Source organism: Enterococcus camelliae (assembly GCF_042685105.1).
GTDB lineage: Bacteria > Bacillota > Bacilli > Lactobacillales > Enterococcaceae > Enterococcus_G > Enterococcus_G camelliae.
Genome location: NZ_JBHUMO010000072.1, coordinates 1 through 18082, shown reverse-complemented (window position 1 = coordinate 18082; position 18082 = coordinate 1). Strand labels below are relative to the sequence as shown.

Genomic DNA, 18082 nt, shown 5'->3' with positions numbered 1-18082 from the left:
TTTTTTTACATTATAGCAGAAATAGTAATCAATATAATACCGAGTAAAATGAAGATAAGGCCAATAAGCACCATTATTTTCTTCCAGATAATATTAGAAGCTTGGTGAAGTTGTTGCCGCTTTTTTAAACTTAAGTGTGGGTCATTCATTTTTTCTGTGTCTTTTGACGAAGGAATTGCCCAGGCGATGAGCAGGAACAACAGACCATTTAGAAAACTACCAAATCCAAAAATTAATTCATAATTAATTGTAAATAAAGATAGAAGACTTTTGCCAATGTTCATAATAGAAGCAACTTCCATCTGGGTATCCGCTTGAACAATTACAGGCGAAAGCAAAAAAAGAATAGGCAAAGAAAAAAGCGCAGAGATTATTTTTTTTAATTTAGGCAAGAAACTCGCTCCTTTTGTATATAAGTTACAAGATACAAGTCATTTTATCATACTTTTTTACGATATAACACTCTTTCATTGGAACTAGTTATTTCTTCGTAAACATGTTATCTTTATCACATAAAGAATGAATGGAGGGAAAAACGATGAATGCTGTGGTGATTGAAAGTACGCATGATTTCGTAGATGGGGGATGTAATGCTTGTCCAACGGTCAAATGTACAACCTATTCATTGAAATACAAAGGGATGGAGCGATCATTGGATCAATTAGATGTCGTATCCCTCGTCAAAGAATTAGCCATGTTTGAAGGATTTCGTCAAAAATTAGTGATGGATTTTGATGAAGAATATGTTCAATTTTGTAAGGGAGAACAACTGATTACTGTCGTTGAAGCAGACAATCAAATCATTTATAAAACAAGGGACAATACGTACACTCTTTCAAATCCTGAAAAGACGGAGGATCATGAGCGGGTATTTGCAGCAGTTAATCAAATTTTGACTGAACTTTATCAGGTCGAACCACTCAGCTTTATTGAAAAACAAAATGAATGAGGTAGTGAGAATAGGGATGGTTTCACCAAATGTTTTTAGATAAAAAAACATTTGGTGAAACCATTTTTTGATGAAAAAAAATAAATGTTTGAAGGAATTATGCTCTTGTAAACTGGTTTACGAAGAAAGAAGTTGTTTAATTATTGAGAGATTGATTAGAACAGTTTTAATTAAACGCTTATAAAAAGGTGCGTTAGAACATTCGTCAAAAATCAAATTGATTGATGTATAGCTAGTTTTAGTTGAATTAATTTAAAAATTGATTTCAATTGCGCTTATCATAACTATAACAGAAAGGTGCTGTCTGTTATAATTATGAGTGATTCTAACTAAGAAAAATTCTGCTATCTTTTTGTGATTGAAAGAACAAATTTATTTTTCTCAGTAAAAATATTCAGAGTAATTTATATTAAATAACAAGTAAAATATCGAAAATGTATATTTCTATTTCATTTTGAAACATGGGTTTATTTATTTATAAACAATGGTAGATAAAATAAATGAATAAAAAAAAATTCAGAATGAAAGATTGTTTGTAATTGAGAAAAGTAAAAATAATGCAAACAAAAAAAATAACAGAAATATTCTAGTTGTTTTTTTAAACAAAATTGTTGCATTTCAGTTTTGTTCCTGTTATTATATGCAACGTTGGATGAAACAAAAAAATTAAATAGGAAAAGGAAGTTTAAGAAAATGTTTAACAAATCAGAGCAAAAATCACAAAAAGATACCAACCGAAAAAATCGTAAGTACTCAATTTTATTGCTAGCACTATTATTTATCGGCGTAGCTACTTATGGCACTTATGCATACTTCACAGATAGCAAAAGTGTAGATGGTCAATTGGCATTAACAAAAGGGCAAGTGAGTTTAGGTGAAGAACATTCAGACTGGACTTATAAAGGAAATACAGGTAGTGGCGATGACTATGCATCATTGAAAACTGACAATAAACCATTATCCTTAAAAAATGACAATATATCGGCACAAACAGGTTCTTCCTTTTCAGATGTTCTTCCTGGGGACACTTTTAAAACAACAATAACTGTTTCTTATACAGGATCTGTTGATGCAACTGGAACGATTGCTTTGAATACAAACGGTATTAGTAAAGCTATCGATTATGTAGTACTTTTTAACAATGGTGGAGAAAATGAACAACTTAGCTCTGCAACTGAAACAATTAATTTTTCCGCAAATGACGAAAGTACGAAGAAACTGACATTTACGCTAATTGTACATGTTCCTTATAATAGTCTTGCAGAAAACTTTGCTGCAGAAGGTCGTAATAATGGTTCAACAAATACATTCTTAGATAGCTTGACTGATGCTATTACGGTAAATGTTCAACAAAAACTTGCATCAAATAACTAATAGATTTCAGGAAAAAGAGAAGCGTTAATTAAGAAAGGACGTGTTCACGATGAAAGGCAAACTTTACTGGTTCGTCGCACTCATTGGTGGGTGCGCCCTTTTTTTGATGTCGCCAATTCATGCAACGTATGCCTACCTTACAGATACAAAGACGATTCCAATGAATTTGTCACTAGAGATGGCTGAAAGCAATGCAAGTACGGTATCGGGCATAAATATTACTGGGAACTTAGAACTGTCATTTGAAAAATATACAACACCCGTCACCAAGACTAATACACCAATGATTGAGCTAAAAACAGGTGATTTGGGTTATTTTGGAGATGTTCCACTCAACGTAAAAATTAGTAGTGACAAGGACGGTAAGCTACCTATTAGAGATCTGGAAAAATATTTTACACTATCTTTACCAGAAACCGTGCATTTTTATGGAGAAACTAAAAAACAAACGCAAATGCAAGTGACAAAAAACGCCGATTTTCCAGACAGCTATTACAAAGAGGGCGAGTTCAAGTTTTATGTTACAATCACCGCGAATATTGGAGAGACGAAAACATCTTCAAAAACATTTGCGATAACCGATCATAATGGCAAAACCGCAAATGAAACTAATGAGGATAGTTGGCCCAAAAATGCCACATTTATTAATGATAAATATTATGTTGCACAGAATATTTACTATACAGTTATTAATAATGGAGATTATAAACAATTAAATGAAGGCGTAATTTACATTAAATTGAAAAATACTTTGAATTCTGCAGAAATCGATAAAGTAAGTAAGAGTTTCTTGATTGAAAACCATGTCGCGCAAGCGAATGTTGAAGTATTCCCAGGTGATGGAATTAAGGTTACGATAAAACAACCTGAAACTACATTTAAGGTTGATAGTAGTGCAAATTTGGCTTTCTTTTTAAAAATGGGTTGGATTAGTGGGAATCTATCGAACATTGAGTTTGGAAACATCGTTTATCCATTTTTGTTAAATACAGATTTTACTCTTCACAATTCTGGTGTGAAATTGAATACAACCATCTATACTAGAAGTACTGGAGTGAACTTGAAGTATGCTACGCAGCAACATAATGGTAGTTCGAAAAGCGAAGCGACTTTGTCAAATTTGTCCAATTATGCCACATGGCAAGTGAGTGATACGAACAATTTTGCAATTACGGCTCAATCTGATACAAGCGTAACTATTAAACAGAATTCGTCAAGCGGCGGTAAAACGGCCGAATTGCAATTAGTTAGTAAGGCTGATAACCAGACAGTGTTGTTTAGTCGAAGGCTTGTTTCGGTGAACGAAGTTGATCAATTAGCTGAAGTATATAATCACTTAACGAGCAATAGTATTAGTTCATCAAGAGATTTCGAAACCAATTCGTCTCAAGTGGCTTTTGAATTGCGATATGACCAGACTAATATTGCTTTGAATGATGGAGAATATAGTGTACCTGTGTACATTAAATTTACTAAAAGTGGTTTGCTTGCAGAGAGTCTTACCACGTTCTCGATAGTTAGTCAGAATGATGACTTTACGATTGATTCGTCACAAACCGTCTTTTCAAGTGATGGCAACTATATGAAAGTGATTATTAAAACAACTAAGATAGCTAGTACTTTCCGATTTAAATTGTATTTTTCTGTTGATCCCAATGGAAATACAAGTATAACTGATTACAGCGCCATCTCAATTTCTATTCCTGCTGTATCTGCACGGTCGTTTGTAAAAGCTAAGGACGTGACACCTTCTTCGGCTGAAAAGAATACAAGTACTACTTCTGATTCGAGTGGTACAATTGTGCCGTCTTCCGGTACTGAAACGAATGGTAGTACTGCAATGTCCGATACAACAGGTTCATCGACCAATACAACCACGGATGATTCAACAGAGAGTCAGACTACGCCATCTGAAGAATCAGTCGCTGGTCAATAGGAGGATTTATGAAAAAAACAATTTCCACAGTATTGAATGTTATTGCAACGATTTTTGTGGCAATCGTTTTGTTATTTGCTTTTTTGAATTACTCTTCAGCGGCAGATGGCAAAGGGTTGTTTGGGTACAAAGGATATACCGTCTTGAGTGACAGTATGCGAGGAACATTTGACTCAGGGGACTATATTATTGACCAATTGACACCTTATGATGAGTTGAAGGTTGGTGATGTGATTTCATATTTACATGATGATCAAACCATAGTCACTCACCGAATTACATCAATTACAGATAAAGGGATCACGGTTAAAGGTGACACCAATCCGAATGTTGATGATGTGCTGATTACCAAGGATAACTATATTGGACAATATCGTTATCGTATTCCAAAATTGGGATACGTCTCTTCACAATTAAGTAACCCAATTATTTTACTATCTATCTGTTTTGCTATTGCAATCTTATTACTGGTGTTATATTTTAAGAAGTAGGAAGTATACTTCAATTGTAGATGGCAGGTAGGTTTGGTTGAATGAAAAAAAGTAGTTATTTTTTTAAATTAATCATTATTATCGTATTACCTTGTATAGTATTTTGGGGAACATATCATTTAAAAGAGTATCTCAACCAAGCAAACATAAAAAATAAGAATTATTTAGCGACGACGATTAGAAATAATGATACAAAAGTGGATATAGTAAAGACGAATTTTGTTAACGAGGCCTTGAGTCGGCAGGAGTTTGTTGCTTATTGCAAACGTTTTTCGGAAAATCAACGAGCATCATTGAAATTTGTATTGACGGATGTTACAAATTTCGAAGATGAGGCGACAACCAGACGTGAGGGGAAACTCATCAGTGTCCAAATGCAAGTCATTAATGGAGTGTCAAAACTATTTGTGGAACGCAATTACGTCGTGCAAGCCCAGAGAACCTCGAATAATCAGTTTGAGTGTCTCTCAAAAGGAGAAGTAGACTTAAAAAAAAATATCCTTCGCTATCAGGTGCGATTGGTGGATGAATCGTTGAAGCCGGCCGCATTTATCAACTATTTAGAACCGTTGTCGGAAGAAGTACAAGCTCATTATCCCGATAGAAAATTTATTAGCCGGATTTCGGTACTGGCGGCGGATAAAAAATATATTTATTATTCAGATAAACCAAATAACCTGATTAGAGTAGAAGAAATAGGGTAGAGGAAGGTTACCATGCGTATAGTTCGTACATTTAAGCGGTGTATTGAGACAATTATCGTAATGTTTTTTATGATGATTGCCGTTGTAAATTTTTTTTCAGCCCCTTCTAGTCAAGGGGTTTTTGGTTATAAAGGATATACAGTAATTAGTGCAAGTATGGAACCGACCCTTAAGATAGGAGATTATATCCTAACTGCTGTTGAACCATTCTCGCAAGTAAAAAATGGCGAAATCATCAGTTTCCTTGATTCCGGCATGATTGTGACGCATCGCGTTGTATCAATCGCGGATGATGTAGCAACCACTCGGGGAGACAATAATAAGATAGACGATTTGAAGGTAGTGACAGCTGAAAATTATGTTGGATCATTTGTATTGCGGATTCCTTATTTGGGCTATTTATTTATTTGGTTACAAAATCCCCTAATTTTTGCGATTGTGATGGGAATTATAGCATTGAGATTAATTATTTTAGTTGTGTTAAAAAAGTAACGGAAAAAAGCACATTGCCAATGTGCTTTTTTTGACTAGTATGATAGCTATTGAGTACAATGGTGGGAGGTGTGCTAACACCTTTTAGTAAGTGATTGAATCAGGAGGGATTAATTGAAGAAAAAGATGTTACTGTTGGCTTATGCTAACTTGTTTTTGGTATTTTTGGGTGTGGGATTGGTGATTCCAGTCTTGCCACTGTTAAAGGAAGAAATGCATTTAAGTGGGACCACGATGGGGTTGATGGTCTCCATTTTTGCATTTGCACAGCTGATTGTTTCGCCATTTGCTGGGCATGCTTCTGATAAATGGGGAAGAAAACGAATGATTGTTTTGGGATTAGGTTTGTTTTCTATCTCGGAATTTTTATTTGGTTGGGCGCAGTCGGTTTCATGGTTTTATGTTTCGCGTTTGATTGGTGGAGCTTCAGCCGCTTGTATTATGCCGTCTGTTACAGCCTATGTCGCGGATTTAACCACATTGAAAGAACGATCAAAAGCGATGGGATACGTGTCAGCTGCGATTAGTGGTGGATTTATAATTGGTCCGGGAATTGGTGGATTATTGGCCGTTTTTGGAACACGGACACCTTTTTTTGCAGCGGGTGTGGTGGCATTTATTGGGTTTTGCTTTACTTCATTATTTTTGAAAGAAGTTCCCAAATCAGAACAAGTAGGGCGAGCAATTGAGGCGAACTCAAGTGAAAAGCAGTCGATTTTTTCGGTGCTGTTTCATCCGTTGTTCTTTGGTTTTTTCATCGTTATTTTAATTTCGTCTTTTGGTTTACAAGCTTTTGAATCAATCTATAGCATTATGGCGAGTTGGAATTTTGGATTTACAACGGCAGATATTTCCTTGATCATCATGTTTAGTGGGGGTTTTGCCTTGATTGCGCAATTATTTTTCTTTCATCGTATCGTCGAAAAAATAGGAGAAATTCGTTTGATTCAATGGACGTTCTTTATTAGTGCGTTATTCATCATTGTTATTTCTATGACGAATCAACACTGGTTAGTTGTGCTGGCAACGTTTATTGTTTTCTTAGCCTTTGATCTATTCCGCCCAGCGGTTACTTCCTATTTATCGCACCATGCGGGAGAAAATCAAGGGGTAGTCAATGGATTGAATTCAACATTTACGAGTATCGGCAATATCCTAGGCCCAATAGTTGCTGGCGCGTTGTTTGATATGAATCCCGTTTCGCCTTATTATGTCGCGGGGATTATTTTATTTATTACAGGATTACTTTCGTTGAAATTACAGAAAAGAAATTACTAAATGAAGGAATCGCCTCACGTTAAGTAGTGTGCGATTCCTTTTTTTGTTTCGAAAAACGATGAAGGTAAGCGAGACAACTAAATAGCAATAAGCCGTTGCCAACATAGAGATAGAGGTCTAGATAAGGGGAGTCGCTACCAGCGATTGCCAAAATTCCTGTTAACAGCGCCCATGAAGTAAAAACAGCCAAGGAGCTATTAGCTAAGTTACGAACGACACGGGTGGTATTTGAAGGAGTGATACGAGTAAGAAATGTTAATAGACAGCCACCAATCATGGGAATCATCCACGCGTAACTTAGGCTGGGAGAAGACACGCCATGACTGAAATGGTGATAAGCTAGTTGGAAGAGGTAAAGTACCACACTGCTAGTAAGATAGAGTAAAAATTGTTTTTTTATCATTTACGTACTCCTTTTATTTAAAGTATAGAATATCGCTAACTTCGCGTTCGCTACTATTTTGACTGCCGCCAACGGTTTGATTGACAACTTTTCCGTTGAAATAGAGCGTGGATGAGCCTCCGCCGTCAAGATTGTAAGCAATGGTAGCACCGGCAGTTTGCATTTCTTGTGCTAGTTCATAAAGTGAGAGACCTTCACTTGACTCTGTGCGTCCCTCGGAAACAATAATGACATAATGATTTTCACCGATTTGGCCAATCGCAGTTCGAGGGTTGCTGGTCATTGACTGTGTCACTTCGGAGGATTGATTGACAACGACTTCCCCCTTTTCAACTAAGGCAGGTCCGAAAGACAAGATTTGTTCTGCGGTGGTCAAATTTTTGGCGGAAGTGGTTTGTTCATTGATGATGGAAAAATCCCCATTCTTATCAATGACTAGTGCATCTGTATCTCCATTGGCAGTATCACGATAAAGGATCCCGTTTCTCATGACAAACCCAGTGCTACGGAATCCATAAAAATCACCGTTAATTGCAAGAATGGCTTGATTTTCTTCCGCTATTGCAGAAGTGGTTTCTTTGATGTTACGCCCATAACTATTTTCAGCTAGGGCAGTGAGCAGATGCGAACTGTCGTTTGTTTGAATATCAACGACATAAACAGTCGTATCCTCCACGCGTTTTGTGGTGAGCGTAATAGATAAATCATCACTTTGATAAGAAGTATCAGTAATCGTGGCTTTGCTAGTTGACTCCTTTGTCGCATCTGTAGTTGAAGCAGTTGCGGTATTGCTAGTAGTAGTTTTTGTAGCGGCAATTGCCAGTTGCTTTTCTGGTATAACAAAGGCTTTGAGTAACACATAAGTATTACTCATTAACAATAAAACGGTAAAAAGAATCGCCCAACGGTAGGGCTTATGGAAGAAGTGGCGCATGAGAAGCCTCCTTTTTCTTTTGATTAAAGATAAAACGTTGCTGAATGTGATAACTAAAGAAGAACAAAAGGCAATCAACCAGTAGTTTTGTCAATAAAACGGAAGGCAGAACCAAGGATACAAGGGCGACACCAGCCCAGCTTAGCACCATTTGGAAACAAAACAGGCTAGTGTATTTCCACAAAGAGTTCTTCGTTTGTTGTTTGTCTTGGAATACATATCGTTTATTCAAACTATAGTTTACAATACCTGAAATCACGCGGGCGATGACCGTGATGAGTAATAAGTTGCTTGGGGAAGCACTGAAAAAAATGAGTAACACCATAAAACAACCGACATCAACAAACGAAGAAGCAAGCGATGATAGAAAAAAAGTCAACAATGACCGATAAACTCGGATAGAATCGTGGATTGGTCGAAAATGAGTTTGTTCGTTGTTGTCTTCGTAAATGGTTTGAATCGGGACGGTTACTAGTTCGAGTTGTAAGGAACGCAACGCGACCAGAATATTCATTTCATAGTCAAAACGATCACCCTTGATTGCTAGGAGAGCGGGAATGGATTGCGCTGAGAATGCACGCAATCCTGTTTGTGTATCTTCTAATTTGATGCCACTTGCTAAAAGAAAAAAATAAGACGTAATTCGATTGCCGTAGTAGCTTTTCTTTGGGGTTGATGTTTTCGTAAAATGTCGGACACCCAAAAGAAGCTGATTAGCAGGTAAATTTTCTAAGAGAGTGAGAATATGGCAGATATCTTCGACAGAATGTTGTCCATCACCATCGGCGGTTATGATTGTGGCCGTTTGAGGAAAGTTTTTCCAAATATATTGCATACCGTATCGAAGAGCATAACCTTTGCCATGATTCGTTGAATAATGCAAAAGATGAATGGTGGGACTCATTTTGGTAATCGCTAAAAAACGTTCGTCAAAGCGAGGATTGCTTCCGTCATTCACAATAATAATTGGAACATCGATGCGATGCGTGAGCGTTTGAAAAAAAGCGAGTGTTTTATCAGTGGGTTCATATACGGGAATGAGTAAAAGACTTGTCATGGAAATCACCTCGGTTTTTTTATAATTGTAGTGTACGAACCAGTCCTTAAATCGAACTTAAATAGAAAGGAAGAATGTTATTTTTTTAATTGGAACTATAGATGAAATTGATGAAACATGATAAATAATTGAATATATCTGGTTTAAGTTCTATTTAAGATTGTTATTTTATGATGGGGATAATCTCGTTTGAAAAAGGAGGATCCCGATGAAGTTAAAACATATTTTTGAACGCAAAGAAACCAAATATATCATAAACAAAGCAACGTTTGACGATTTTTTTCATGAGCTGATGACCTATATGAATGTGGATGAATACGGATTACATACTATTTTTTCTCTCTATTTTGATACGGACAACTACACATTTATCCAACACTCACTAACAAAGCCAGTTTATAAGGAAAAATTTCGTGTACGTAGCTATGGTGCACCAACGGAGGAATCTTTGCTTTTTTTAGAAATTAAGAAGAAAGTAAGCGGAATTGTGTACAAAAGGAGAGTGCCGATTCCTTATCAAGACTACAAGCGCTGGCAAGAAACTGGAGATTTGCCAATGATTTTGGAAACAACGCAAATTGGTAAGGAGGTTCGTTGGTTGTTTACCCAACATACGGATTTACGTCCGCGCGTACTCATCGCCTATGATCGGTTGTCCTTATTTGAAAAAGAAGAAACTGCCTTTCGAGTAACCTTTGATCAGCATATTCGCTTTCGTCAAACGGATTTACATTTTTCGGGAGAAACCCAAGATGAATTGGTTGCCCCAGAGATTGATGTGTTGATGGAAGTCAAGGCCTTAGGTGCATACCCACTATGGTTTGCCTCGCTACTAGCTGCTTACGATATTCGGAAAGCGAGTTTTTCAAAATATGCGCAAACTTATGAGCGTTACTTATTTGTGAAGGGTGGAAAAGAACATGTTCGATAGTTTACTTACGGATACGACGTCTTCTATGGACATCAAAGGAGTATTCCTATGTATGGCAGTTTCGATGTTGCTGGGGATTTTGGTTGCTTCAATTCATATGGTTCGTAATGTGTATTCCAAAAATTTTGTGGTGACATTGGCAGTCTTACCCATCTTGGTTCAATCAGTCATTATGTTAGTCAATGGCAATCTTGGGACGGGGGTAGCTATACTGGGCGCGTTTAGTCTTATCCGTTTTCGCTCTGTCCCTGGGGGCGCGCGTGATATTAGTAGTGTTTTTTGGTCAATGGGTATTGGATTAGCGACGGGGATGGGGTATGCCTTGTATAGTATTATTTTTTCCTTGGTTGTTGCCGTGTTCTTGTACGGCTTGTACACACTACCATTTGGTAATCGTCAATCCATTGCAGAGCGAGAGTTAAAGATTACCATACCAGAAGATCTTGACTATCCAGGGTTGTTTGATGATATTTTTGTGCAATATACGTATACCAACCAATTACAATCTGTTCGAACGACAACAATGGGAAGTTTATATGAACTCAGATACACCTTGCTATTAAAAAATGTACAAGATGAAAAAGAAATTATTGATGCTATACGAGTAAGAAATGGAAATTTACCAGTTGTTTTAGGAAAATTAGCGACGAATCGCGATGAATTATAAAAAGAAAGAAGGAATACGATGAAGAGAATGATTTATTCTTTGTTACTTTCGACAATGTTATTAGGGGCATGCAGCCAAACGCAATCAACTACGCAGTCGACAACGAGTTCTTTAACGACAGGGACGGCTAGTTCTACTTCAATTTCGACAACGAATGCAACAACGAAAACCGAGGAATATTTTGGCAACTACGAAGCCGAAGATTTGGATTCTTCCTACAACGAAGCGGAAGCTACCACCATCTCCTTAGCCAATAACTCAACGGTGGATGGCGAGGGTGTGAGTGTTGATGGGCAAAAGGTCACGATTCAAGCGGCGGGTACCTATGTCATTAGTGGTGAATTAACCCGTGGGCAATTAATCGTCAATGTCGGCAAAGAAGAGAAGGTCCATCTCATTTTTAAAAATGTGACGATCACTTCTGAAGATGGTCCAGCTGTTTGGATTAAACAGACTGAAAAAGCCATTATTACTTTGGCGGAAGGGACCACCAATACAGTGAAGGATAGCGCAACCTACACACTGGAAAATGGTGAAACGGAGCCGGATGCGGCCATTTATAGTAAGGAAGACTTAGTATTTAATGGAACAGGAACGTTGAAGGTGACCGGTAATAACAACAATGGTATTCGGGGGAAAGATGATGTCAGTTTTATCTCGGGCACCTATGTAGTTAGTGCCAAGAATAACGGCATTAAGGGAAAAGACTCTGTGGCCATTCGCGATGGAAACTTTACCATTCAAACAACAGAAGGAGATGGTATTCAGGCAAATAATTCGGAAGATACTAAAAAAGGATATATCGCCATTGATGGTGGGACTTTCGCTATTACAAGTGCACGGGATGGGGTGCAAGCAGAAACCAACCTAACTGTCCAAAATGCACAAATCACCATCCAAACAGCAGGCGGATTTGAGGATTCATCTGTAAGTGACGAGGAAAGTTATAAAGGATTGAAAGCAGGAGGCGACATCAAGTTGGTAAGTGGAACCCTTACTATCAATAGTGCGGATGATAGTGTCCACGCCAATGGAAATGTCACGCTTTCAGGAGCAACCTTAACCACGCAATCCGGGGATGATGGCGTTCACGCGGATGATACACTAACAATTTCAAGTGGAAAAATAGCCATCAACGATTCATATGAAGGATTAGAAGGAAGTGTGGTGGCAATCAGTGGTGGAACGACTGCTATTACTGCTAGTGATGACGGAATCAATGCAGCAGGTGGCAGTGATTCAACAAGTGAAGGTCAATTTGGTCAGGATTCTTTTGGTGGTGGAGGTGGTGAGCAGTCGGATGACAGCAAGGAAATCACTATTACCGGTGGCATAGTAACCATTGATGCAGAAGGAGATGGTTTGGACAGCAATGGCAACATTAAGATGTCAGGTGGAACAGTTACAGTATACGGGCCAACGAGAGGAGGAAATGGTGCACTGGATTATAATGGTGCCTTTACATTGACAGGTGGTACACTGGTCGCGGCTGGGACAACAGACATGGCCTTAAATGTCAGTGACGACTCTACGGTAACTTCGGTGGGTATTTACTTTGATAATACCCAAAGTGCGAATACCTTAATTAGTCTGAAAGATAGCAATGGGAACACGATGATTGCTGTACGTCCGACGAAAGAATTTCAACACCTTGTTGTTGCCACTTCGAAGTTAACTACCGATACGAGTTATGTACTAGTGAAAGGTGGAACGCTTAATGACGATGCAACCAATGGACTTTCGGTAGACGGCATTGTTTCAGGAGGAACTCAGTTAGGAACGTTGGACATAGATACGACAGTGACGAATGTCTCGCAAGATGGTTCAGCTACTTCTGCCAGATCCTTTGGTGGTGGGCGCAATCGAAATTAAGGCGTTTGCTCTTGTTGAAATGTGTAAAGAAATGTGCCATTTGATTTAAAATGTGATGAATAAACACAAATATAATTAAGTTTTGAATAAAAAAAACGAATATAATTAGTTATATTCGTTTTTTTTTGTTTTTTGACATGTTTTCTGTAATTTGAATGAAAAAATAACTAGTTTTCTCTCATAAATGATGTTAGTATATCTAACATGAAAGATAAAAAGCAATCATTGAAAAGTTGAAGGGAGTCAAGTCTATGGAAACAGGAAATATCGCATTTATTCTCATTTGTAGCGCAATGGTCTTTATTATGACCCCAGCACTCGCATTTTTTTACGGGGGGTTGGAACGAAGAAAAAATATTCTCAATACAATGATGATGTCAATTGGAACGATGGGGTTAGCATCTATCATCTGGGTTGCAGTCGGATATTCACTTTCATTTAGTGGGAATGGATCCTTTGTAGGAAACCTGCATCACATTTTTTTTCAAGGTGTATCTATGACGGAAGGTAATGGTATTCCTGATGGTTTATTCGCTATTTTTCAAATGATGTTTTCTCTGATTACAGCTGCCATTATTACTGGATCAGTTGTTGGTAGAATGCGATTTTCAGCTATTTTCTTATTTCTAGCTATTTGGTTAGTCGTTGTGTATGCTCCGATGGCTCATATGGTATGGGGTGGTGGCTTTATTGCTGGCCTAGGTGCAATTGACTTTGCTGGAGGTACGGTTGTTCATATTAGTTCAGGTCTTTCTGGTTTGATTTTATGTTTAGTGTTAGGTCAACGACGTGAGTTTAAACAAGCGGAGTATCGTCCGCACAATATTCCTTTCGTAGTTTTAGGAACTGGCTTTTTATGGTTCGGTTGGTTTGCGTTCAATGCCGGTTCTGCATTGGCAGCCGATGGAATTGCCATCCAAGCATTTTTAACAACGAATACAGCCGCCGCTGCAGCGATGCTCTCTTGGATGGCGGTAGAACGTTTTGCAACTGGTAAACCAACACTTGTTGGTGCATGTACCGGTGGAGTTGTAGGATTGGTGGCAATTACGCCAGGTGCTGGCTTTGTCTCTATTTGGTCTTCAATCGTGATTGGTCTACTAGTTAGTCCGTTTTGTTACTATAGTATTTCGATTATTAAACAAAAATTAGGCTTCGATGATTCGTTGGATGCATTTGGTTGTCACGGTATGGGGGGGATCTTTGGCTCAATCGTAACTGGGATTTTTGCAGATCCTGCAGTAAATGGTAGTAAAGGGTTGCTTTATGGTGGTGTTGATTTGTTTGTTGCTCAATTAGAAGCGACGGTTATTACGATTGTCTATGTAGCGGTTGCTAGCTTCATCATTATTTCAATTGTGAAACTTATTATGCCAATTCGCGTATCGGCAAAAGATGAAGCCCTTGGATTGGATCGAAGTGAACATGATGAAAGTGCCTACCCAACCTTTATGGGACTAGATTCTTAATACGAAAAAATGAACGAGGAGGAGCGCTATGAAGAAAATCGAAGCCATTATTCGGCAGGAGACGTTAGATGATTTGAAGGAAGCGATGCAAAAAACGTTTGATGATAATCCTATCGGGATGACTGTTACTCAAGTGTTAGGATTTGGGCATCAAAAGGGATTAAAAGATTATGTCCGTGGACAAGAAGTCATTACCTCATTTGTACCTAAGATTAAAGTTGGATTTGTTTTGCAAGATAAATGCGTAGAACAAATGATTGATTTAATTGTAAAAACGTGTCAAACAGGTAATGTTGGCGATGGCAAAATCTTTGTTTATCCAGTAGAAGAAGCGGTCCGCATTCGTACAGGGGAACGTGGAGAGTCCGCAATTTAAAAATAGAGTGAAAAACGTTCCGTTTCTAGGGGTGAATTAGAAACGGAACGTTTTTTGTCAACCCAAGTTAATGGGGAGATTTTTATTTCTTGTTAAAGTGGGTACACATTTGGCATTGGTTGATTTTGCAAGTATGCTTTTAAATTATCAAAGCCGATTTCCACTGAATTTCGCATGGTATCGGCAGAAGTTCCAGCAATATGAGAGGTTAAGGTAACATTATCCAACGTTAAAAATGGACTATCAGCTGGAAGTGGCTCATCATCGAAGACGTCGATTGCTGCGCCTCCGATTGATTTATTTTGAAGGCTAGCAATCAAATCAGCAGTGTTAATCAAGCCAGAGCGTGCCGTGTTAATTAAGTAAGCAGTGTCTTTCATTCGTTTAAGTTCTTCGGCACTGATGTAATGCGTGGTTTCCTTTGTCAAACGAAGATGAAGGCTAATATAATCGGACTGAGCCAGCAAGTCCGTTTTTGTAACTAATGTTGCACCAGCTTTGCTAACGTCTTCAGCCTTAGCAAAAGGATCTGTGACCAATATTTTGCAACCAAATCCGCGAAGCCGTTCAACAACCCGTTGACCAATGTAACCAAATCCACAAATACCAACAGTTCGTGTGCGTAAGTCGTGAATGTAGGCTTGGTTGGTATAATTTTTCCTCCAATTCCCTTCACGTATAGCATGGTAACTACGAGCGATGTTTTTATTCTCAGCAATCATCATTCCGACAGTAAAGTCAGCAACTGCATGAGCGCTACGCCATGGAGCATTAATCAAAGGAATTCGCTTTTCTTTTAGCAGTGCTAGGTCTGCATTTTCTACCCCACCTCGTAAAACGGCCACCAATTTTAGATTTTTAGCTTTCTCCAAGACATCTTTGTTGATGGAGGCAACGTGAACGACAATAATATCTTTGTCCTCACACGCATTAAGTAAGGCGTCGCAATTGGGTGCTTTGTCAATTCCTTCTTGCTCAATTAAAAGCATACGATTCGTAATGGGTCCCATGGCGTTCATATCTTTATCCTCAACCATAGTGACTTCCGCACCCATTTTTTCTAATTCATAAAATTTTTGCATTAAGGCAGGCGTTACCCCACCATCTGCAACAAGTAAAATTTTTGTCTTTTCCATTCGTAACCATCCTTTGCTAGTTGATTCTTGATTTTGAAAAAAAACTCGTTATAATTAGAAAACGATATCAAAGGAGGAAAATAGTCGATGATCACAAACATCTCAATGATTTCTATTACGAATATCAAATCTTTAAAAAAAGCATTAACGATACGTTCCGTAAATGTCATCCTTTTGGCAAACTGTCATATAGGTAATTTGGATATGTTAGTGAATGAATGCCATAAAAGTGAGAAAAAAGTTGCTGTAAATTTAGAGTTAATAGGTGGTTTCACTGCTGATCAGATAGGAATTAAGTTGTTGAAAGACAAATTCAATATTGATTATGTCATCAGCAATTCTCCAAGTAGATTGAGTTGGGCCCAAAAAGCTGGCCTAGCAACCATTCAACTATTAACCTTAATTGATTCGCGCTCAATTGATAGTGCGAAAAAAATCATCGTTTCCTCCCCTGCATCGCTCTTTGAAGTTCGACCGGCAGCTTATGCCATGCAATTTATCAAAGAATTTAAAGAAATTCGGCAGGATGCTGAATTTCTAATTGGTGGCTTTGTTTGTAGTAATGAATTGTTGAAAGATGCACTTAAAGCTGGCTTTATTGGTGCAACCTCAAGTGATCTAACCATCTGGTGAATTACTGAAAGAGAAGGAATAGAATACAGCCACTGAAGATTCCTGCTAAGACCGCAGAGGTAATAGTAGGAAGACTTCTTTTTAGGCTTTGTCTATGCATAAGTGTGGCAACAAGCACACCAATTGCAACTGCATTTGCTTGGTCAATCCAGACACCTCCACTTTGATGAATAAAGGGAACGGCAGCACCGTGATTTAAGCTCCAAGAGAGCATCACAATGAGTATGATGGCGGCAAGTCCACCAAATGCTTTCCATTCATCCATCATTTTTCCCCACATTAAACGAACAAGCAGTGGGAAAATGAAAGCGCCAACGGTTGTTGTAATAGCTTGAGCGATTGTCATTTTTTTGCCTCCTTTTGATCAAATTTTTCGATAAAGTAAGCGGTAAAGCCGGCTAAAGTCCCACCTAATAAAACGAAAAATAATGTTGGTAAAGACAAAACGAGTTCATGTGTTCCTTTGAGTAACGTGTCGCGAACGATTCCAGCAATTCCTATCGCCATCGCCATGTCAACAAAAGCTGCACTCTCATGATTATGGATGAGATCCCAATAATGATTTAAAAACCATAAAGATGTGATAATAATCGTCCCGCCGATGAAAGCGTAGAAAATCCCACCTTCACCAAATGTAGACCATACAGAACTCATGACAAACAGACCAGCAAAAGCAAAGCCAATAAAACTTTTTACATTTTTCATGTTAATCCTCCCAAAACATTTCGTCATATTTATCGGCATTGATTAAAAAAACTGAATGTTTGGGTAATGGTGCAAGGATCCAGAACTGAACAAAAGTAGATTCAACAAAAAAATCAGCTAAGTACCCCAAAAAGCAAGCTTAATGGAGTACCTAGCTGATTCTATTCTCTATCAACTAAAAAATATTTTGTTTTATTGAATCTGAGGTCATTGTAGCAATAAGCAAATGAAAACGCAAGCAAAAAAAATAAAATCGAATAACCTAATCAATAATTTGGCGTGATTGCATAGAAAAAAAGAGAGATCTGAAGGGTGTTTGTGAAGTAAAGAAAAATTCACAAAAATAATTGAAATAAGGTAGAAATAACTATTTTGTAAAAGAAAAGAGAATGCGGGAAAAAGAAAATCGGAACAATTCAAATCAAAAAGGAAAAAAAGTTTGCGAATAATGAACAATCATTTTTTTTTAGAACAGAAGGACGGTGAAAATCGGGAAAAAGAAGAATATAGGAAAAGTCGTTTGATAAAGAAGGGTTAAAAAAAGGAAACAGGTTCTTGTTGTGAGAAAAAATTTTTGCTTAATTGCAATATCAAATGCATAAAAAAATCAAAAAACCTTTATAGACAGCGAATTACTCAATAATCCAGTGTTACCAACGATTTAACCCTTGTCTG

Annotated in this window: 20 protein-coding genes; 13 read left to right on the top strand and 7 right to left on the bottom strand. The window is 37.8% G+C overall.

Annotated features, from left to right (window positions below; genetic code table 11):
* Positions 1-5: 5 nt before the first annotated feature.
* Positions 6-392 (bottom strand): hypothetical protein, encoded by a 387-nt coding sequence (locus ACFSR0_RS11310; RefSeq protein WP_379982789.1) that lies wholly within the window; start codon positions 390-392, stop codon positions 6-8.
* Positions 393-538: 146 nt separating this feature from the next.
* Here ACFSR0_RS11310 and ACFSR0_RS11305 point away from each other — a divergent pair, with 146 nt between their 5' ends.
* The 7 genes from ACFSR0_RS11305 (at position 539) to ACFSR0_RS11275 (ending at position 7224) form a co-directional block, all read left to right on the top strand.
* Positions 539-949, top strand: coding sequence for a DUF4809 family protein (locus ACFSR0_RS11305; RefSeq protein ID WP_379982787.1), 411 nt, complete (start codon positions 539-541; stop codon positions 947-949).
* Between the two features lie 693 nt (positions 950-1642).
* The gene (locus ACFSR0_RS11300; protein ID WP_379982785.1) at positions 1643-2323 is read left to right on the top strand and encodes a SipW-dependent-type signal peptide-containing protein; all 681 of its coding nucleotides are present in this window, start codon (positions 1643-1645) and stop codon (positions 2321-2323) included.
* Positions 2324-2372: 49 nt separating this feature from the next.
* On the top strand, positions 2373-4259 hold the full coding sequence (locus tag ACFSR0_RS11295) for a hypothetical protein (RefSeq protein WP_379982783.1): 1887 nt from the start codon (positions 2373-2375) through the stop codon (positions 4257-4259).
* Positions 4260-4267: 8 nt separating this feature from the next.
* Positions 4268-4750: a signal peptidase I gene (locus ACFSR0_RS11290; protein ID WP_379982781.1), complete on the top strand. Its 483-nt coding sequence runs from the start codon at positions 4268-4270 to the stop codon at positions 4748-4750.
* Between the two features lie 41 nt (positions 4751-4791).
* Positions 4792-5454, top strand: a complete 663-nt coding sequence (locus tag ACFSR0_RS11285) for a hypothetical protein (RefSeq protein ID WP_379982779.1) — start codon at positions 4792-4794, stop codon at positions 5452-5454.
* Positions 5455-5466: 12 nt separating this feature from the next.
* Positions 5467-5946, top strand: a complete 480-nt coding sequence (locus ACFSR0_RS11280) for a signal peptidase I (protein ID WP_379982777.1) — start codon at positions 5467-5469, stop codon at positions 5944-5946.
* Between the two features lie 126 nt (positions 5947-6072).
* Positions 6073-7224 carry an MFS transporter gene (locus ACFSR0_RS11275; protein WP_379983010.1) on the top strand — a complete coding sequence of 384 codons (1152 nt, stop codon included), beginning with the start codon at positions 6073-6075 and terminating at the stop codon, positions 7222-7224.
* A 19-nt stretch (positions 7225-7243) separates the two neighbouring features.
* On the opposite strand, the gene ACFSR0_RS11270 is transcribed toward ACFSR0_RS11275, so the two are convergent.
* From ACFSR0_RS11270 to ACFSR0_RS11260, 3 genes are read right to left on the bottom strand one after another with little or no spacing between them, the layout of a single operon-like run.
* Positions 7244-7627 (bottom strand): hypothetical protein, encoded by a 384-nt coding sequence (locus tag ACFSR0_RS11270; protein WP_379982775.1) that lies wholly within the window; start codon positions 7625-7627, stop codon positions 7244-7246.
* Between the two features lie 13 nt (positions 7628-7640).
* Positions 7641-8561, bottom strand: a complete 921-nt coding sequence (locus ACFSR0_RS11265; protein WP_379982773.1) for a phosphodiester glycosidase family protein — start codon at positions 8559-8561, stop codon at positions 7641-7643.
* Entirely contained in the window at positions 8542-9618 is a 1077-nt protein-coding gene (locus tag ACFSR0_RS11260) for a GtrA family protein (protein WP_379982771.1), read from the bottom strand. The genes ACFSR0_RS11265 and ACFSR0_RS11260 overlap by 20 nt, the downstream gene beginning before the upstream one ends.
* 208 nt (positions 9619-9826) lie before the next feature.
* On the opposite strand from ACFSR0_RS11260, the gene ACFSR0_RS11255 reads away from it, so the two are divergent.
* The 5 genes from ACFSR0_RS11255 to ACFSR0_RS11235 all read left to right on the top strand — a co-directional run bounded on the left by ACFSR0_RS11255 (position 9827) and on the right by ACFSR0_RS11235 (position 14933).
* Positions 9827-10549, top strand: a complete 723-nt coding sequence (locus ACFSR0_RS11255) for a polyphosphate polymerase domain-containing protein (protein WP_379982769.1) — start codon at positions 9827-9829, stop codon at positions 10547-10549.
* A complete protein-coding gene (locus ACFSR0_RS11250; protein WP_379982767.1) occupies positions 10539-11216 on the top strand; it encodes a DUF4956 domain-containing protein in 678 nt (225 codons plus the stop codon). Before ACFSR0_RS11255 ends, ACFSR0_RS11250 begins: the two co-directional genes overlap by 11 nt.
* A gap of 18 nt (positions 11217-11234) precedes the next feature.
* Positions 11235-13088: a carbohydrate-binding domain-containing protein gene (locus tag ACFSR0_RS11245; protein ID WP_379982765.1), complete on the top strand. Its 1854-nt coding sequence runs from the start codon at positions 11235-11237 to the stop codon at positions 13086-13088.
* A gap of 251 nt (positions 13089-13339) precedes the next feature.
* Positions 13340-14557 (top strand): ammonium transporter, encoded by a 1218-nt coding sequence (locus tag ACFSR0_RS11240; RefSeq protein ID WP_379982763.1) that lies wholly within the window; start codon positions 13340-13342, stop codon positions 14555-14557.
* Positions 14558-14585: 28 nt separating this feature from the next.
* A complete protein-coding gene (locus ACFSR0_RS11235; RefSeq protein WP_379982761.1) occupies positions 14586-14933 on the top strand; it encodes a P-II family nitrogen regulator in 348 nt (115 codons plus the stop codon).
* Positions 14934-15025: 92 nt separating this feature from the next.
* Here the strand turns inward: ACFSR0_RS11235 and ACFSR0_RS11230 are convergent, their stop codons facing one another.
* Positions 15026-16069 (bottom strand): 2-hydroxyacid dehydrogenase, encoded by a 1044-nt coding sequence (locus tag ACFSR0_RS11230; protein ID WP_379982759.1) that lies wholly within the window; start codon positions 16067-16069, stop codon positions 15026-15028.
* Between the two features lie 87 nt (positions 16070-16156).
* Between ACFSR0_RS11230 and ACFSR0_RS11225 the strand changes: the two genes are divergently transcribed.
* A complete protein-coding gene (locus ACFSR0_RS11225) occupies positions 16157-16702 on the top strand; it encodes a glycerol-3-phosphate responsive antiterminator (RefSeq protein WP_379982757.1) in 546 nt (181 codons plus the stop codon).
* Position 16703: 1 nt separating this feature from the next.
* Here the strand turns inward: ACFSR0_RS11225 and ACFSR0_RS11220 are convergent, their stop codons facing one another.
* Together ACFSR0_RS11220 and ACFSR0_RS11215 are read right to left on the bottom strand one after the other, a co-directional pair.
* Positions 16704-17048: a Lin0368 family putative glycerol transporter subunit gene (locus tag ACFSR0_RS11220; RefSeq protein ID WP_379982755.1), complete on the bottom strand. Its 345-nt coding sequence runs from the start codon at positions 17046-17048 to the stop codon at positions 16704-16706.
* Complete coding sequence (locus ACFSR0_RS11215; protein WP_379982753.1) at positions 17045-17407, bottom strand: Lin0368 family putative glycerol transporter subunit; 363 nt, start codon at positions 17405-17407, stop codon at positions 17045-17047. Before ACFSR0_RS11215 ends, ACFSR0_RS11220 begins: the two co-directional genes overlap by 4 nt.
* Positions 17408-18082 lie beyond the last annotated feature (675 nt).

What these genes read in the sequence shown, in the direction of transcription:
- ACFSR0_RS11255 (WP_379982769.1), top strand. Translation starts at nt 9,827, where the DNA reads ATGAAGTTAAAACATATTTTTGAACGCAAAGAAACCAAATATATCATA.
- ACFSR0_RS11280 (WP_379982777.1), top strand. Translation starts at nt 5,467, where the DNA reads ATGCGTATAGTTCGTACATTTAAGCGGTGTATTGAGACAATTATCGTA.
- ACFSR0_RS11240 (WP_379982763.1), top strand. Translation starts at nt 13,340, where the DNA reads ATGGAAACAGGAAATATCGCATTTATTCTCATTTGTAGCGCAATGGTC.
- ACFSR0_RS11305 (WP_379982787.1), top strand. Translation starts at nt 539, where the DNA reads ATGAATGCTGTGGTGATTGAAAGTACGCATGATTTCGTAGATGGGGGA.
- ACFSR0_RS11235 (WP_379982761.1), top strand. Translation starts at nt 14,586, where the DNA reads ATGAAGAAAATCGAAGCCATTATTCGGCAGGAGACGTTAGATGATTTG.
- ACFSR0_RS11290 (WP_379982781.1), top strand. Translation starts at nt 4,268, where the DNA reads ATGAAAAAAACAATTTCCACAGTATTGAATGTTATTGCAACGATTTTT.
- ACFSR0_RS11215 (WP_379982753.1), bottom strand. Translation starts at nt 17,407, where the DNA reads ATGAAAAATGTAAAAAGTTTTATTGGCTTTGCTTTTGCTGGTCTGTTT.
- ACFSR0_RS11250 (WP_379982767.1), top strand. Translation starts at nt 10,539, where the DNA reads ATGTTCGATAGTTTACTTACGGATACGACGTCTTCTATGGACATCAAA.
- ACFSR0_RS11220 (WP_379982755.1), bottom strand. Translation starts at nt 17,048, where the DNA reads ATGACAATCGCTCAAGCTATTACAACAACCGTTGGCGCTTTCATTTTC.
- ACFSR0_RS11245 (WP_379982765.1), top strand. Translation starts at nt 11,235, where the DNA reads ATGAAGAGAATGATTTATTCTTTGTTACTTTCGACAATGTTATTAGGG.
- ACFSR0_RS11230 (WP_379982759.1), bottom strand. Translation starts at nt 16,069, where the DNA reads ATGGAAAAGACAAAAATTTTACTTGTTGCAGATGGTGGGGTAACGCCT.
- ACFSR0_RS11300 (WP_379982785.1), top strand. Translation starts at nt 1,643, where the DNA reads ATGTTTAACAAATCAGAGCAAAAATCACAAAAAGATACCAACCGAAAA.
- ACFSR0_RS11285 (WP_379982779.1), top strand. Translation starts at nt 4,792, where the DNA reads ATGAAAAAAAGTAGTTATTTTTTTAAATTAATCATTATTATCGTATTA.
- ACFSR0_RS11270 (WP_379982775.1), bottom strand. Translation starts at nt 7,627, where the DNA reads ATGATAAAAAAACAATTTTTACTCTATCTTACTAGCAGTGTGGTACTT.
- ACFSR0_RS11295 (WP_379982783.1), top strand. Translation starts at nt 2,373, where the DNA reads ATGAAAGGCAAACTTTACTGGTTCGTCGCACTCATTGGTGGGTGCGCC.
- ACFSR0_RS11265 (WP_379982773.1), bottom strand. Translation starts at nt 8,561, where the DNA reads ATGCGCCACTTCTTCCATAAGCCCTACCGTTGGGCGATTCTTTTTACC.
- ACFSR0_RS11260 (WP_379982771.1), bottom strand. Translation starts at nt 9,618, where the DNA reads ATGACAAGTCTTTTACTCATTCCCGTATATGAACCCACTGATAAAACA.
- ACFSR0_RS11275 (WP_379983010.1), top strand. Translation starts at nt 6,073, where the DNA reads ATGTTACTGTTGGCTTATGCTAACTTGTTTTTGGTATTTTTGGGTGTG.
- ACFSR0_RS11225 (WP_379982757.1), top strand. Translation starts at nt 16,157, where the DNA reads ATGATCACAAACATCTCAATGATTTCTATTACGAATATCAAATCTTTA.